General features: G+C 71.4%; 13 protein-coding genes. 3 read left to right on the top strand and 10 right to left on the bottom strand.

Going from position 1 to position 16,321, the window contains the following annotated elements; translation table 11 throughout:
- Positions 1-139: 139 nt before the first annotated feature.
- From manA to ABN028_RS28270, 5 genes are read right to left on the bottom strand one after another with little or no spacing between them, the layout of a single operon-like run.
- The gene (manA, locus tag ABN028_RS28290) at positions 140-1,309 is read right to left on the bottom strand and encodes a mannose-6-phosphate isomerase, class I (RefSeq protein WP_349327029.1); all 1,170 of its coding nucleotides are present in this window, start codon (positions 1,307-1,309) and stop codon (positions 140-142) included.
- 17 nt (positions 1,310-1,326) lie between these two features.
- Positions 1,327-2,364 (bottom strand): SIS domain-containing protein, encoded by a 1,038-nt coding sequence (locus ABN028_RS28285; RefSeq protein ID WP_349327027.1) that lies wholly within the window; start codon positions 2,362-2,364, stop codon positions 1,327-1,329.
- Between the two features lie 6 nt (positions 2,365-2,370).
- Complete coding sequence (locus ABN028_RS35520) at positions 2,371-2,700, bottom strand: Trm112 family protein (RefSeq protein ID WP_502877552.1); 330 nt, start codon at positions 2,698-2,700, stop codon at positions 2,371-2,373.
- 55 nt (positions 2,701-2,755) lie between these two features.
- A complete protein-coding gene (locus ABN028_RS28275) occupies positions 2,756-4,117 on the bottom strand; it encodes a phosphomannomutase/phosphoglucomutase (protein WP_349327026.1) in 1,362 nt (453 codons plus the stop codon).
- Between the two features lie 36 nt (positions 4,118-4,153).
- Positions 4,154-4,504, bottom strand: coding sequence for a DUF3499 domain-containing protein (locus ABN028_RS28270; RefSeq protein WP_349698734.1), 351 nt, complete (start codon positions 4,502-4,504; stop codon positions 4,154-4,156).
- Positions 4,505-5,004: 500 nt separating this feature from the next.
- Between ABN028_RS28270 and ABN028_RS28265 the strand changes: the two genes are divergently transcribed.
- A complete protein-coding gene (locus tag ABN028_RS28265; RefSeq protein WP_349698733.1) occupies positions 5,005-5,343 on the top strand; it encodes a metallopeptidase family protein in 339 nt (112 codons plus the stop codon).
- A gap of 10 nt (positions 5,344-5,353) precedes the next feature.
- Here the strand turns inward: ABN028_RS28265 and ABN028_RS28260 are convergent, their stop codons facing one another.
- The 4 genes from ABN028_RS28260 to ABN028_RS28245 all read right to left on the bottom strand — a co-directional run bounded on the left by ABN028_RS28260 (position 5,354) and on the right by ABN028_RS28245 (position 12,770).
- Entirely contained in the window at positions 5,354-6,880 is a 1,527-nt protein-coding gene (locus ABN028_RS28260; RefSeq protein WP_349698732.1) for a DUF5719 family protein, read from the bottom strand.
- Positions 6,877-10,227, bottom strand: coding sequence for a glycosyltransferase (locus tag ABN028_RS28255; RefSeq protein WP_349698731.1), 3,351 nt, complete (start codon positions 10,225-10,227; stop codon positions 6,877-6,879). The genes ABN028_RS28260 and ABN028_RS28255 overlap by 4 nt, the downstream gene beginning before the upstream one ends.
- 284 nt (positions 10,228-10,511) lie before the next feature.
- Positions 10,512-10,769, bottom strand: a complete 258-nt coding sequence (locus tag ABN028_RS28250) for a WhiB family transcriptional regulator (RefSeq protein ID WP_349698730.1) — start codon at positions 10,767-10,769, stop codon at positions 10,512-10,514.
- Between the two features lie 330 nt (positions 10,770-11,099).
- Entirely contained in the window at positions 11,100-12,770 is a 1,671-nt protein-coding gene (locus ABN028_RS28245; protein WP_349698729.1) for a mediator complex subunit 15 domain-containing protein, read from the bottom strand.
- A gap of 161 nt (positions 12,771-12,931) precedes the next feature.
- Here ABN028_RS28245 and cofD point away from each other — a divergent pair, with 161 nt between their 5' ends.
- Positions 12,932-13,909 (top strand): 2-phospho-L-lactate transferase, encoded by a 978-nt coding sequence (gene cofD / locus ABN028_RS28240; RefSeq protein WP_349698728.1) that lies wholly within the window; start codon positions 12,932-12,934, stop codon positions 13,907-13,909.
- Positions 13,906-15,120, top strand: coding sequence for a coenzyme F420-0:L-glutamate ligase (locus tag ABN028_RS28235; protein WP_349698727.1), 1,215 nt, complete (start codon positions 13,906-13,908; stop codon positions 15,118-15,120). Before cofD ends, ABN028_RS28235 begins: the two co-directional genes overlap by 4 nt.
- Positions 15,121-15,254: 134 nt before the next feature.
- On the opposite strand, the gene ABN028_RS28230 is transcribed toward ABN028_RS28235, so the two are convergent.
- Entirely contained in the window at positions 15,255-16,259 is a 1,005-nt protein-coding gene (locus ABN028_RS28230) for a DNA-3-methyladenine glycosylase family protein (RefSeq protein WP_349698726.1), read from the bottom strand.
- Positions 16,260-16,321 lie beyond the last annotated feature (62 nt).

The following is a 16,321-nucleotide window of genomic DNA, read 5'->3' as shown; positions in this document are numbered from 1 at the left end:
AGCAAGCGTCCAACTTAGGAGTCGTTCCGTGTCCCGGCCACCCGTCCGTCCGTGGGACGCGGGAAACGGCTGGGTGACGGATGTGGGATCGGGTCGATCGTGGCGGCCTCGGCCGCTCGTGCACTGGGGGCGACAGAGCTCAGCGGAGTCCGGAGGTGGCGCGGAACACCGTGCCCTCCCCCGCCAGGGAGACGACGCCCTCCCGTGCACCGGCGTACGCGGAATGACCGCGGGTCAACCCCACCTTGCCCAGCTCACTACGCGCGACGACGTTCCCCTCGACGCACAGCAGGATCTGCGGTCCCGCCGGGGCGAGAGTGATCTCCGTCCCGCCCGCCACCTCGAGCCTCGCCAGCCGGAACTGCGGTGCGGGTGTGTCGAAGTCGCCGTCCGCGTCGACCGTGAGGATCCGCGTCGAGCCCGGTGTGAAGTCGAGGACGCGGAGCAACTCGGGCAGGTCGACGTGCTTGGTCGTCAGACCGCCCCGGAGCACATTGTCGGAATTGGCGAGGAGCTCGACACCGACGCCTTCGAGGTAGGCGTGCAGGTTGCCGGGTGGCAGGTAGGCAGCCTCCCCCGGTGCAAGGTGGACGTGGTCGAGCAGGATAGCGGCCACCACGCCCGGATCACCCGGATACCGCTCGGCCAGCCGCACCACCAACCGGGCGGTCTCGAGCTCGTCCTGCCTGACCCGGCAGGCGTCGAGGACCGCTGCCACCACCGAGCGCTGTTGGTCGGCCGGCGCGGTCATCAGCAGCGTGAACACCGCCCGCAGACCCTCACCGTCGGGTTGCTCCCGCAGCACGGCCAGCAGCGGGTCCAGCGCCGCGACACCGAGCGCGTCCGCAACCGCGAGCGTCTCGGCCGGCGGCCGGAATCCCATCAGCGCCTCGATCGGAGTCAGTGCACAGATCATCTCCGGTTTGGCCGAGGGATCCTTGTAGTTGCGGTGCGGCGCGTCCAGGGGAATGCCGTCGGCGTTCTCGCGTTCGTAGCCCTCCTTCGCCTGCACCGGATCGGGATGGGCCTGCAGCGACAGCGGGTCTCCGGCGGCCAGCACCTTCATCAGGAACGGCAGGCTGGGACCGAACTCCGCCAGGCACGCCGCCCCCAGCTCCCCGGCAGGGTCGGCGGCGATCAGGTCCACGAGAGACGTCGACGTGCCACTGATGCGCGACGGCGCGGCGGGATGAGCACCCATCCACAGCTCCGCCTGCGGCTTACCGGACGGTTCCACCCCGAGAAGTTCCGGGATGGCGGTGTGCGAACCCCAGGCGTACGGCTGGATCGGGTTGTCGAGAAGCTGCATGGTGTCCTTAGTTCAGGTCACGGTGCCGGCATGTAGCGACCAAGGCCGACCGCGAGGTAGACCGCGGCATAGGTCCCGAGCGCCTGAAGGGCGGCGTAGCGGGCGACCTCCGGGCCCTCGGTCCAGCTGAGCGTACGGGTGTGAATGCCATGCGACTCCGCGGTGGCGAGGAGCCGGCCCCGGGCTTCACGGATGGTCGGTTGCTCCGCCCCGTCGTCGAGAACGAAGAGCGCGGAGCGAAGCGTCGGAGCCTCGGCGTCGGCGAACGGATCGGCGAACACGTCGCGCGGTGCCGAACCCTCCAGGACCGGCATGAGGTGGTCGGCGTCGGCGGCCAGCGTGGGCCGGTTGGACGCACGACGCAGGGTCTCCGCCACCCGGCGCCCCGCTCGGGCGGCCAGCACTGAGCCGCCCCAGACGAGCGGGAGCGCGTCGGCGAGGACCAGCGCGAGGTCCTTCGCCGGGTTGGCCGCGAGGTCGGCGTACGGCGAGCACCGTGACGCGACGTCGTCGAGCGCCAGCGCGACGGACTCGGCCGCGACCTCCGGGCCGAGCTCGAGCACGTGCAGAAGCTGCAGGACGACGACAGCCAGCGCCAGCGGGTCACCGGTCTGCGCGGGGATCAGGGTGGTGTCGCGTCCCTGCCCCGCCTCGGCCAGCGGCGACTCCTGAGGGGCCGCGAGCAGGACGGAACTTCCCCGACGTACGGCGTCATGAACCGCCGACGCGGTCTCCGGGTCACCGCCGGTGGGGGCAAGGACGACCACGAGGTCCAGGGCGCCCACCCACCCGGGCAGGCCCGGTCCGGGCCATGCGACGAACGGCACCGGACACCAGGGCTCGAGGACGGCACGGAGCAGTCGAGCGTCAGCACCGGCCGCGACGACTGCCCGCGGCCTCCCCTGTCCCACGAGGTCGCAGGCGACCTCCTTGGCGGCGTCGGCCTCGCGGCGTACGCGGGCGCCGGCCTCGGCGAGGTGACGCAGCACCTCGTCGGCGTGCGCGAGCGCCTCCGCGTCGTCGAGGCGGGAGTCGTCGAAGGTGTCCGTACTCACAGCGTTTCAGTCCTTGCTCTGGCCGTTGCCGGATCCGTCCGTGTCACTCCCGGCGTCGGCGCTGGTGTCGGTGTTGGCGGCTGCGGTCTCGGCGGTGCCGGCACCGGCGTCCGCACCACCGGCGTCCGCGCCGCCAGCCTCCGCCGCGGCGTCAGAGGTCCCACCAGGTTTGCGCGCCTCGTCGACCAGGAGGACCGGGATGTCGTCACGGACGGGATAGGCCAACGCACAGTCGGCGTTGGTGCACACGAGCTCACCCGCCGGATCGTCGACCTCCAGCGGTGACTTGCACGCGGGGCACGCGAGGATCTCCAACAGTGCGGCGTCGAGGTTCACCGTCGTTCGTCCCTTCGGGAATGCGGATGCGGCCGGCGTCCGTGGGGTGGAGCGCCTAGGACGTGCCGGACGAGATGAGGCCGAGAACCTCGTCGCGGACACGTTCCATGGTGGGTTTGTCGACAGCCTCGGCATTGAGCCGGAGCACGGGCTCGGTGTTGGACGGGCGCAGGTTGAACCACCAGTCGGCGTCGCCGACCGTGAGACCGTCGAGCTCGTCGATGGTGGCGCCTTCGCGTCCGGCGTACGCCTTCCTGACCCGGGCCAGGGTGCCGGCCTGGTCCTTCACGCGGCTGTTGATCTCACCGGAGGCGGCATACCGGTCGTACGCCGCCATCAGGTGCGACAGGGGTGCGTCCTGCGCGCTCAGAGCAGCGAGCACGTGCAGCCCGGCGAGCATGCCGGAGTCGGCCCGCCAGAAGTCGCGGAAGTAGAAGTGCGCCGAGTGCTCCCCGCCGAAGATCGCCCCGGTCTTGGCCATGGTGGCCTTGATGAACGAATGGCCCACGCGGTCCCGAACCGGCACGCCGCCACGTTCGCGGACGATCTCCGGCACCGCGCGCGAGGTGATGAGGTTGTGGATGATCGTGGCGCCAGGCTCACGAACGAGCTCCCGGGTGGCGATCAGCGCGGTGATCGCCGACGGCGGCACCGACTCGGCGCGCTCGTCGATGACCCAGCAACGGTCGGCATCCCCGTCGAATGCCAGCCCCACGTCGGCGCCGACCTCCCGGACCTTGGCCTGCAGGTCGCGGAGGTTCGCGGGCTCGATCGGGTTGGCTTCATGGTTCGGGAACGTGCCGTCGAGCTCGAAATAGAGAGGAACGAGCTCCAGGTCGAGGTCGGCGAACACCGCCGGAACCGTCAGCCCGGCCATGCCGTTGCCCGCGTCGACCACGACGGTGAGCCGGCGACCGCCGGTGACGTCGACCAGGCTCAGCAGGTGCGCCGCGTACGCCGCCAGTACGTCCTGCCGGGTGACGGTGCCCTGGTGCGGCGCGGCGCCTTGCGGTCCGCCCTGCTCGGCGAGCGCCCTGATCTCGGCCAGGCCGGTGTCCTGACCGACCGGGGCGGCGCCGGACCGGCAAAGCTTGATCCCGCCGTACTCCGGTGGATTGTGGCTCGCGGTGAACATCGCCCCAGGAGCCTGGAGGTGTCCGCTCGCGAAGTACAGCTCGTCGGTGGAGGCGAGACCGATGTCGACGACGTCGGTCCCGCGGCTCGTCACGCCCTCGGCGAAAGCCGTCGCCAGCTCAGGCGAGGACGCCCGCATGTCGTAACCGACGACGACCGTCGCGGGATGGTCGAGCACCTCGACGAACGCCGCACCCACCGCGCGGGCGACGCCCGCGTCAAGCTGGTCGGGAACTACGCCGCGGACGTCGTACGCCTTGAAGATCGTTGCGAGATCGGGCACAGCGCCACCCTATCGGCGGGGCACCGCCAGAACCGGTCAGCGGTCAGGATTGCGCAACACGCGAAGATGACCGCGCCGGCCGACTTCGGTGGCCGCCTCTGAGCCGCCCTCGCGGGGGCGTGCCGCCTCGCGAACGGCGTTGGCGAGCGCTTCGAGATCATCGGCGGACGGGCGCAGCGACTCGGGGTCCGGGGCGAGCCGGATGACCTCCCAGCCGCGGGGCACCGTGAGCCGCTCGGAGTGCTGGGAGCACAGGTCGTAGCAGTGCGGCTCGGCATAGGTCGCCAGGGGGCCGAGCACCGCGGTGGAGTCGGCGTAGACGTAGGTCAGCGTCGTCACCGCAGGGCGCGCACACGCCGACCGAGAACACTTCCGCAGTGAGCCCACGAAGTCGGATGGTAGCGGGCCGCACCCCCGCAGGTCCCCCCGAACACGCATGATCGTGCGGGACGACCCGGATCAGCCAGGTCACCGGCTCGGCGCAGGGGCCGTTTCGCCCGGATTCAGCCATCCCGCCGTCACCTGATCGCGATGGGTGGCACTTCGCAACGATGCGCGGTGAACTTGCCGCGTGTCGTTGGGAATGATCACGCATACGTGATCATTCCCCGCGGGGACGGCCTTCCTGCGACGGAACACGGCACGCCCAGGAACGGCGACTGCCCGGATCCAGGCTCTAAGCTCGGAGGGTGTTCGGACCGCAGCACGAAGCCGGGTCGCCCGAGGGTTCGCCCGGCTACCCCTTGCCACCCGCCGAGACGCGGGTCTCACGTCCCGGTCACGGTGCCGGCCTACCTGACCACCCCACGCGTCGCCGCGACCGACACGGCCGCGGGATGCGCGGTCCGCTCGCCATCCGAGGGCCCCTGGCGCCTGCCGGAGTCCCGGTGACGCGGAGTCGCGCCGAACGCTTTGACGAGCTGGTCCTCGATGCCGTCGAGGCGCTCGAACGCCGGTTCGCCGACGAGCTCGACGGCGTGGAGTTCGCCGTCGAGGAGGTCCCCGACCCGCGCCGGACCGCGGGGGACGATGTGCCACTCGGGTCCGCGCACACTTCCACCACCGGGGAACCGCACCGAGTCGTGGTCTACCGCCGGCCGATCGAGCTCCGCGCGGCCGGTACGTCCGATCTGTCCTCGCTTGTCCACGATGTCGTGGTGGAGCAGGTTGCCGAACTTCTCGGCCTGAGCCCGGACGAGGTCGACCCGGCCTACGGCGAGGACTGAGGCGGCTTCGCTACTGGAAGAGCGCGTCCGGAGTCGGCCCCGTGCCGACACCCGTACCGAGATCGGCGCGGGTCACCGGACGGATGGCTGTGGTCTCTCCTGACGCGAGGGGCCAGACCGACATCATCGGACCGTCGCCCGCCGTCTCCACGAGAAACCTCGCGCCGTACAGCGGGCCGCCGTCCTCGGGCTGTACGACGAGGACGTAGCGGTCCACCTTCTTCGACGGGGTGAGTGTGACGGCGATCGTCCTGCCCGGCTTCACGACCAGCTTCTGTGAGCCGAGCGACCGGCCATCGGCGTCGGAGAGTTCGGCACTCGCCCGGACCGCCCGGCTTCCCGGCGTCGACAGCACAAGCGTCGCCGTATGGTCCGGACCGCCGAGCGTGACCGGGACGACCGCCGGACCGGACAGTGAGCGGGACGCCGCGGTGTAGGCGACGTCGCGGACCCCGGTGCTCGGTCCGAGCTGACTACGCATCGTGGCGGTGATGGGTACGTCGGAGGTGAGGCGGATCGCGGCGGCCTGCCGCTGGGTCGCGCTGTCCAGGCGTACCTCCGCCACCGTGCCGGGCTTGACGTCGACACGACCGAGTTCAGCGGGTTGGAAGCTGCCTTCGGCGGCGAGCACCGACAGGTCGACGCTCGCGGTCGAGTCGCCGGGAGCGACGATGCTGAGGACCCGTTCGCCTCGGCCGGGCGCGACGCCGGGGATCACCACGTCCCGCCCGGGTCGCGCCGCCGTGGGAACCCAGTCGACGCCGACCGGAGTCTCGCCTTCGAGCGCGTCATCGCGAAGTGCGGCGACAACACGGCCGCGGGTGCTGACCACGGCCACCGCGAGGCGTTTGCTAGTCGGGGCGAGCTGGTCGAGTTCGACGACCGCTTGGCTGCGGGCTTTGACGGCGAGGCTGTGGATGCTGTCGGCGTCGACAGGACCGTTCTCGTCATAGAGCCGCAGCTCGACCTGGGCGTCGGCGTTGTCGGTGTTGGTGAGGTAGACCCGGCCGTGCCGGCCGAGCTGGCTGCTCGTGCCCACGAACCAGAACTCCGACCCCGGACTTGTGCACGCGGACTCCGCCAGACCTCGCAGCGGGCCCTCGCCGGTCCGCGTGATCTGGCCGGCGGTGGTGCCTGGAGCGATCGAACCCTGTGCGGACACGACGACCGGGGGTTCCTTGGGCTTGCGTACGGCATACGTCACGAGACGTTCGCGCCGGTCACCGGACGCCAACGGCGTGCGGGTGCCGAGAGGCGTGAGGTCGAGTCGGGGCTTCGCATTGCCGCGGGCGATCCGCAGGCCGGCATCGAGCAGCGATCCCTGTCCCGACGCCGCGACCGCCGCGACATCGGTCGATGTCGAACCCTTGGCGAAGCTCGATTCAGGGCAGATGAACGTCGCGCGCTCGAGCGGCAACCGAGTGGCCTGCAGGGCGGTTGTCGCCGGGCCCTGTCCGCTAGGCAGGAGGTTGGCCGCCAGTACGAGCGCGGCGAGGACGCCGATGACGAGACCGAGACGGATCACGACGCGGTTCACGGGCGTACCCCCTCACGAGGTCGCCTCGGACGCCCAGCCGGATTGGTCGGGTCGCGCGGCTCGCTCGGGTTCGCCGGGTCGCCCGGGCGGTCGCCCACCGGCTGCCTGGCTGCCCTCGCGGGGGGATCCGCCCGCCCCTGGACGAGCGATCGCCGTCCGGACCGGCCCCCGCCCCGAGCGTCACTTCGTCCCCGACCTCCGCCGCGCCGGCCGGACCCGGCATCGGCGCCGGGATAGCCTGCGCGGGCGCGGGTGGGCAGGGCGAAGATCAGGAACAGCAGGATGAGCGCACCTTGCACGACCAGCAGCTCGCCCTGCATCGCGGCCACGTGCGACAGCCTCAGCAACCCGCCCTCAGCGGGCAGCTCGAACGCCTGGGCCCAGCCGTCGTACCGGGCGGGGCGCAGGGGTTGCCCGTCGAGGTCGGCCTGCCAGCCCGGGTCGGCGGCTTCCGCGAGGACGAGCAGCCGCCCTGACGGACCGGCCGGGACCGAAAGAGTTCCCCGGCGGTCGTCGTGTCTCAGGATCTGTCCGAGGTCGTCGGTCGCCGCGGCGTTCCCGTCCCCGGCTCCCGCTCCGTCCCCGGCGACGACACGAGCGGCGCCGGCTGGGAGGTCGACCTGCCACGCTGCGGCACCCCGGGGCGCGCTCGCCCTGGACAGACCCGGGGTCGTGTCGAGCCGTTCGACCGAGCGCGTGTCCGCCGGCGGCGGGAGATAGACGTACCCGACCCCGTAGCCGGCAAGACGCGCCGCGACCGAGTCATGCTGGGCGTCGCTCAGCAGGTCACCCACGATGGCGTCGAGACCCGCGAGGGTCGTCGTGCTCGCGCCGACCTCGCCATCTCCGAGTCGGGAGACAGAGTTACGGAGCGTGGCGTAGGAGACCGTTCCGCCGTCGGCCTGGATGACGAGCGTGCGCGGGTGGGTCGGCGAGTGCATCGCGTTCCGGATGTACGGAGGTACGGCGGAAGCCGGGGCCCGGTCCAGCGGCCCGTCGGCACCACGGATCAGCCACCAGCCGGCGGCGACGACCGGGGTGGTGAACGCCACGACCGCGAGCAGCCCCGCAACCGGCTGGCGCCAGCTGAAGCTGTGCTGGCTGAAGACCCTTGTGGCCCCGTCGGCCGCCTGCCCGATCGCGAGAATCCAGCCGAGAGCGATCAGTGCCGCCGCGAGACCCGGCCAGGAGGGCACCGGGGTGGAGATCCACTCGGCCTGCAGAACCAGGCGGCTCTGTACCAGCCCCACGGCGAGGCTGACGAGACTCAGCAACCAGGCCGCGAGGACGCCGCGGCTCTGGTCGCGGCGGAGGATGGCGGTGAGAGCCACGAGGAGGAGCAGGGCGTAGATCCACGTCGGTGCGGCGTTCGGACCGCCGGGGCTGCCGAACAGCAGTGACATCGGAGCGAGCTGGCTGTCCGCGAGGCCCGGGGAGGCGATCCCTGCCTCGCCCAGCAGCGACCGCGGGTTGTCGGCCAGGGTGGGCAGCCATGGGACCAGCGCCACCGGCGGGACGGCCAGCGCGAGTGCCACCCGGCCGCGGGAACCGCTGTGGCGAAGCCACGGGCCGATCGAGACGGCCAGGCCGAAGAGGAGGGCGACCCCGTAGGCCGCGGGGACGAACGCCACCATGACGGCGAGCAGGAGACCGGCCGCCCAGGCGGAGTTCCAGGAACCCACCATGGTGCGACGGGCGCCGACCATCCGGAGCACGGCGATGCCGAGGAGTGGCGTGACGACGATGGCGACGCAGGTACCGAGCCGGCCGCCGGCGATCGCGCCCGTCACGGCAGGGAGCAGGGCGTACGTTCCGGCCATCCACAGCCGGAGTGGCTGGGAGCCCACTACCGACCGGGCGAAGAGGAAACACGTGAGGCCGGCGAGCGGCACCGCGCCGAGAATCAGGACGTCGACAGCGAGCCACACCTTCCCGGCCAGGACCGTGGAGAGGATCGCCACCACGGCGAGGTAGGGCGGGGCGCCCCGGTCGCTGCCCAGATCGACCGGATGCCATGACTCGACGTAGCGCTGCCACAGGTCGACGACGCTGGCCGGAGCCGGCAACAGCGCCGCACCGCCGAGTGACCCGCCACCCAGGAGGTCGCGCGCCGACGCGACGGCCAGGATCACCAGCGCGAGCAACAGGAGCACCGGGGGTCGGGTGACGAGCCAGCGCAGGACGCCCGGAGTTTCCTCGCTGAGGTCCTCCGCCTCCTCCGCGACCGGCCCCGACTCGACCGGCCGGCGGACCCGCTTCGCCGAGCCCGCGTGGGTGCCGGTCCGCACGCTCACGAGGGCGAGCAGAGCGTCGAACGCATGTTGGAGCCCGATCCACGGCGGCGGCATCAACCGGCGGATCACCCGGTGCGACACCCGCCGGAACTTCGCGCGGCGGCGACGACCGACGATGATCAGGTCCGGCCGCGAGAACACACCGACCGCCGCCATGAACTCGTCGTACGCCGCGTCCGGCCACTTCGCGATCAGCAGAGCGAGGACGCGCGACACCGCCCCGATGGCGAGCCGGAGCGCGACGAACGGGACCAGCCACAACGCGGAGTTGACGAGGAGCGTGTGCATCGCGTTGCGTCGGTCGACCCGGCGCGGGCGCCCGGAGACCGCGGGCGTCCGGCGGATTCCGCGGAAGCTCGCTTCGGCGTGGAAGACGAGGGCTTCGGGACAGACCATGACCCGGTGACCCGCGCGAACGGCGCGCCACCCGAAGTCGACGTCGTCGCGGTAGAGGCCGAACCGCTGGTCGAATCCGCCCAGCCGCTCGAAGACGTCGCGGCGGACGAGCATGCCGGCGGTGCTGACCGCGAGGACGTCGCGGACGATGTCGTGCTGGCCCTGGTCGTACTCGCCGAACTCCAACCCTGTCTCGCGATTGCCGCTGCCGGCGATGGTGACGCCGAACTCGATCAGCCGACGGCCGTTCGGCCATTCGCGGAGCTTCGGCCCGAGAACGGCGGCCGAGGGCACCTCCGCCGCAAGCCGCAACAGTGCCGACAGGGCTTCCGGAGCGGGTGCGCAGTCATCGTGGAGCAACCACAACCACTCACCGGGCTGAGCCGGCGGAAGTATGCGTACAGCCTGGTCGACGGCGGCGCCGAAACCGGTGCGGGCCGGAGCGTCGATGACGACGCTGTGCCCGAAGGTCTCTGCGAGAAGCTCCCGCGAACCGTCGCGGCTTCCGGTGTCGACGGCGACCACGCGATCGGGCCTGCGGCGCTGGTCACGAAGCCCGGTGACCAGCTCGCCCAGCCACTGCGTTCCGTTGTGCGCGACGACCACGGCGGTGACGATCGCAGGCACGGGCGCCTGATGGCCGGGATACGCGCTCATACGGGACGCTGAACCTCGTCGGGGCTGGGGGCCGATGCAAGGCCACACACTACGCGACGGTCACGACATATGGCGCCCGACCGTGGCAGTCCCGGGCGATCGCCGCAAGGCTCGCACCACCAGTCGTGTCGAACTCGACGAGAGTGTCGGGCGAGGCGGAGCGGCGGTGCGGCTCGGGCCCGGATCCGACCCGCAGGTCAGATCCGGGCCCGAGTCAGCGCGAACGATCCGGCTGCTGTCCAGGTGAGGCCGGACAGCGCGGTCCAGGTCTCTGCTCGTGCGCCCTACCCGGCGCGTTTCTTCATCCGCCGACGTTCTCGCTCCGAGAGCCCACCCCAGATGCCGAAGCGTTCGTCATGCTCCAACGCGTAGGTCAGGCAGTCGGCACGCACGTCACACACTATGCACACCTTCTTGGCCTCGCGGGTGGAGCCACCCTTCTCCGGAAAGAACGCCTCTGGATCCGTCTGCGCACACAGGGCGCGTTCCTGCCAGCTGAGCTCTTCCTCGGCGCTGCCGTGCAGCAGGCTCGGCTCTGCCACGGTCCTCGCCTCCTCGATCCACGTGTCCGTGGATTCAATCCCCGTTGACTGCTTCTCTGCTCGGATATCCATCCAGCCGGCCGACCGCACGGTCTCCCACCGGACTCCCGAACTCTGCTCATGTCCCACGCTTCAGGTGCTACCCCGGAAGAGTGCGAATGACACTGATGAAATTACATGCCGGAAATACCGTGAAGTCAACTCGTTGTCTGCTATACGCGACCCACGCAAATCCGGCGTGTCTGTGACGTACCAGGCCGGCTGGTTCGAAGTAGGGACTTTCGGCCCGGTCCGGCAAACCTTGCGTCGAGGGATACGGATGCTCCGCGCTCACCTCGGCGGCTGCGACCACCAGCCCTGCTGCCCAGCTTCACCCTGGGGTCGATCACGATCGGATGAGTCACCCTCGGTCTGCCCTGGGGTACGGCCGGTGCTCTCGCCTCCGCCTTGCTCGGGCGCCTCGTCACGACCGGCGTCCTGGCCAGTCGAACCGCGCGCCAGCATCCCGGAACCGTTGGCGTCCGATCCGCCGTGGTCCACCCCTTCGCCCGCCGCGCCCGTGGCCGGGCTGTCCGGACGGAGGAACGCGGTCTGGTCGACACCCTCAGTCCGGCCGCCCTGGTCACCCTGGGCGTACTGCTGACCGTAGGAGTTGAAGTCCTGGTGGGCGTATCCCGGGTAGGGCTGGTCCGTCGCCGGTGCGGAGTACGGCTGTCCGGGGGTCTGGTAGCTCTGGGCGCCGAAAGTGCCGTACTGGCCGTAGGCCTGCTGCTGATCCTGGCCGTAGGCCTGGTGCTGTTCCTGACCGTAGCCCTGCTGACCCTGCTGGTCCTGCCCGAAGCCCTGGTGCTGTTCCTGACCGTAGGCCTGCTGCGCCTGCTGGTCCGGCGCGTAGCCCTGCTGGTCCTGGTGGTACCCGGCGTAGGGGTTGTACTGCTGCTGGCCATAGCCCGGCTGTCCGTAGGCCTGCTGCTGCGGGTCCTGACCGTAGCCCTGCTGCATCTGCTGGTCCGGCGCGTAGCCCTGCTGGTCCTGACCGTATCCCTGCTGCGCGTGGTCCTGGCCCGCGTACTGCTGCTGCGGGTACTGCGGGGTCGCCTGGCCCTGCTCGCCTCCGGCGTACTGCTCCGTGCCCGCCTGCTGGCCGAACGCCTGGCCGGCGGAGACGTAGCCCGCGGAGTCGTGGCCGCCCTGCTGGCCAGGTGCCTGGCCGGCGGAGACGTACCCCGCGGACTCCTGGCCACCCTGCTGGCCGAATGCCTGCCCGGCAGACACATAGGCCGCGGGGTCCTGAGCCGCCTCCTGGCCAGGCGACGGGTACTGCGCCTGCTGGTATCCCTGCTGGGAATAGTCCTGCTGGCCGAAAGGCTGCTGGCCCTGCTGGCCGGCCTGGGCGACGGCCGCATAGTCGTGCGGGCCCGCCTGCTGACCCTGGGGACCTTGCTGGCCGTAGCCGGCGGCGCCGTACCCCTGCGGTGGGGCGCCGTAGGGCTGACCCGCGTACTGGCCGAACTGACCCGGCTGCCCCTGCGGCTGCCCGTGGAAGACCGGCTTGGCGGCCGGTGCCGGGAGCGCCTTGAACGACGAGATGACGAACAGCAGTGCCCCACCCAGCACCGCGAGATAGGCGACCTGCTGCCCGAAACGCGACCACTTGCCGAACGGTCCGGCGGCTTCGTTGATGGAGCTGTCGACGCCGAGCGCCGAGGCCCACATCACCACGCCGAGGAGGCCCATGACGATGAGCGTCACCAGCACGATCAGGGTGAGGACGCGCGCGTTGGCGGTCGGTTCGCCGACGTGGGTGACGAGGACGACCGCGAGGACGAGCATCCCGACGAGGACCGGCGAGACGAAGCGATCCTGGAAGCTGAACGCCTTCAGCGTGAACTCGCCGTCGCCGACCAGAAGCAGGACGGCCACGACGCCCAGAACCACACCGGCGCCTACAAGCACCCACGCGAACAGCTCACGTTGGGGCTTGGTTGTCTCCGAAACCACGGTGCTACCCCCTCATGGTGGTGATGTCGCACGGAAGCCTTCCACATCGGACACGTTCCCGCAGCCATGCCCCCCGCCACGGCTCCGGCCAGGAGGTGTGGGTCGAAGGGGACGATCTGGCGGCTGCCGGCGAGTTGGCGGGAGGGGGCACACTGGTCTGCGTGCGGATCACCGTTCTGGCCGGCGGCATCGGAGCTGCGCGCTTCCTCCGCGGTCTCATCGCCCAGGCACCCGAAGCCGAGATCACCGTCATCGGCAACACCGGCGACGATCTCACTCTCTACGGTCTGCGGGTCTCGCCCGACCTCGACACCGTGATGTACACCCTCGGCGGCGGCAACGACGAGGCGAAGGGCTGGGGTCGCGCCGACGAGTCCTGGAACGCGCTCGCCGAGATCCAGGCGTACGACGCCACGCCGTCGTGGTTCGGCCTGGGGGACCGCGACATCGGCACCCACCTGGTGCGGACCGCCCTCCTGGACGAGGGCCGGACGCTCTCGGAGGCCACGGCGGCGCTCACGGCGCGCTGGGACCTTCCGGTCCGGCTCGTGCCGATGACCGACCTGCGGGTCGAGACCCACGTGGTCGTCGAGGATCCCGACCAACCGGACGGGCGGCGGCGGCTGCACTTCCAGGAGTACTGGGTACGCCACCACGCCGAGCTGCCCGTCGTCGACGTGTGGTTCGACGGGATCGAGACGTCGGAGCCGGCGCCCGGGGTCCTCGACGCGATCGCCTCGGCGGACCTGCTGCTGCTGCCGCCGTCGAACCCGGTCGTGAGCATCGGGCCCATCCTCGCCGTGCCGGGTGTTCGGGATGCTGTCCTCGCCGCTCCGGCGCCGGTAGTCGGGTTGTCGCCGATCGTGGGCGGTGCGCCGGTTCGCGGGATGGCCGACAAGCTGCTGCCGGCGATCGGCGTCGACACCTCCGCGGCGGGCGTCGCCATGCACTTCGGTGGCCGGCGTTCGGGCGGGCTGCTCGACGGCTGGCTGGTCGACGAACGCGACGCCGATGCGGTCCCCCGGATCGAGCAGGCCGGGATCGCCGCCCGCGCGCTCCCGCTGCTGATGACCGACGTGGCGGCCGCCGCCGCGATGGCGCGGGCGACGCTCGACCTCGCCGAGGAGGTACGCCGGTGAGCTCCGGCGCGCACCATGGCGAGGTGGTGATCCGGCCGGTCCTCGGGATGCCAGAGGTCGAGGCCGGTGCGGATCTGGCCGGACTTATCGCCGCCCACACGATGGACCTGCGCGACCACGACATCGTGGTGGTGTCGAGCAAGATCGTGAGCAAGGCCGAGGACCGGACCATCGCGGCGGCCGACGGCGCGGCAGTCGATCCGCTGCAGGTCGCAGCGATGCGGGCCGACGCCATCCGCTCCGAGACCGTGCGGGTCGTCGCCGAACGCGGAGCGATGCGGATCGTCGAGACCCGGCACGGGTTCGTCATGGCGGCCGCCGGCGTCGACGCGTCCAACGTCGCGGCCGGGAGCGTCCTCCTCCTGCCGGTCGACCCGGACGGCTCCGCGCGTGCCCTGCGTACCGCGCTGTCCGAACGCCTCGGCGTCACGGTCGGCGTGCTCATCACCGACACGTTCGGGCGTCCGTGGCGCTTGGGTCAAACCGACCTCGCGATCGGCGCCGCCGGCGTCCGCGTCATCGACAGCCACCGCGGCCGGCACGACGCCCATGGCAACGAACTCGCCGTCACCGCACCCGCGCACGGCGACGAGCTGGCCGGTGCCGCCGAGCTCGTGAAGGGCAAGATCGCGCAGGTGCCGGTGGCGATCATCCGCGGGCTCGCTGCGCTGGTGACGGAGGAAGACGGGCCGGGGGTGCGGGCTCTCGTGCGTACGGCCGAGGAGGACATGTTCCGGCTCGGCACCCGGGAAGCCGGCCGGGAGGCTGTGCGTTCCCGCCCGCGCGACGGGCTCACAGACGCGCTCCCGGACAGGCTCGCCGACGCGCCGGTCGACGTCGATGCCGTACGCCAGGCGGTTGCCGTGCTCCGTGTCCCCACCGGGCGAGGCGCTTCCAGTACGCGTGACTGGGGGCTGGCGGAGGTCGACGACGCGGAGGTCCGCAAACCCCTGCTCGACGTGGTCGGCCTACCGACGTCGGCGGCGTACGTCGCCGTGGCGTACGTCCGTACGCACGAATCGGCCGGTCGTACCGCGGCCCTCCTCGCACTGGGTGGGATCCGCGAGCGGCTAACACTGGCGTGTGCGGTCGAGGGAGTGGGTTCGGTCTGGATCCCCGCCGAGCGGTTCGGTGCGGCGCTTGTCCGGTCGATCCTTCCCGCCGACGCCGAGTCCGTCGGCATGCTCGCCATCGGCGCCGCACTTCCCTGAAGGGAGGGAACGCGGCCTGTTCTCACGTGGGCACGCCGCGCCCTCCCGCGGGCCCGCCGCGCCGGCCGATGATCATGAAGGAAAGTCGTCTATACGCCGCAAAATCTTCATGATCACGATCATGATCACGGGGGTCAGAGGCTGCGGTAGTCGCGGGGGGCGAAGCGAGGGCCGCGGCGCGGAGGCATGATCCCGGCGAGTTCGATCAACCGGGTGACCCGGTAGCGGTGACCAGGCCAGCGGGCGAGGACCGTCAGCATGGTTTCGTCGTCGTACGGCCGGCCGGCCAGCGCCCACCCCACCGCCTTGGCCAGGTGGAAGTCGCCGACCGACACCGCGTCGGGACACCCGTGCGCCCGCTGAAGCACCTCCGCGACGGTCCACGGTCCGACGCCCGGGATGGTGCGGAACGCCCGTTCGACCTCTGCGGGCGGGAGATCCAGGGTCCGCTCGAGCGTTTCCGCGAGCAGGGCGCACCGGACGAGGGTCCGCATGCGGTGTGGCCCGACGCCGGCGCGGTGCCACTCCCACGACGGTAAGGCCGCCAAGGTCGCCGCGTCGGGCGGCACCCGGAGAGTGACCGGTGCCGGGCCTGGCCCGGGCGCAGGCTCGCCGAACCTCCACACCAGCTCCCGCCAGGACCGCCACGCCTCCTTCGACGTGACCTTCTGCTCGAGGACCGCAGGCATGAGCGCCTCGAAAACCCGCCCGGTGCGGCACACCCGCCATCCGGCGAACCGTTTCGCCAGTGTCGCGACCAGCGGAAGGCCGGGCTCGAACCCGCTCGGGTCGTCCTCCGCGCCAACCAGCGCCGGCAGTCGGTCGAGCACCCAGGTCGCGCCGGGTCCCCATGCCCGCGCCTCGACCGCGGCGCGCCCCGGGTCCGCCGCGATGCGGACCGAGGCCGGCCCGTCCGGTGTTCGGGTGCCGCGCCACACCGCCCCGTCGGGCGTACACCGGTGCACCGGGTCGCCGGACCCCCGCCGCAACCCGGCGAGCGTCAGCGCTGGATCGACCGGCTGGTCGGTGATCAGGGTGCGTACGCGTTCAGTGGTTCGTTCCGGCACGCGGTCAGTGTCCCCGATCCCCTCCGCCGCGCTGCCGCCGATGCCCTCCGCCGCGCCACCCCTGATCGGCACCCGCCGCGCCACTCCTGATCGGCGGCCCGCCCGTGATCATGATCGTGATCGTGATCGTGAAG

The organism is Actinopolymorpha sp. B17G11 (genome assembly GCF_040196095.1).
Taxonomy (GTDB): domain Bacteria; phylum Actinomycetota; class Actinomycetes; order Propionibacteriales; family Actinopolymorphaceae; genus Thermasporomyces.
The sequence above is the reverse complement of the archived record's forward strand: the minus strand, read 5'-3'. Positions and strand labels throughout refer to the sequence as shown.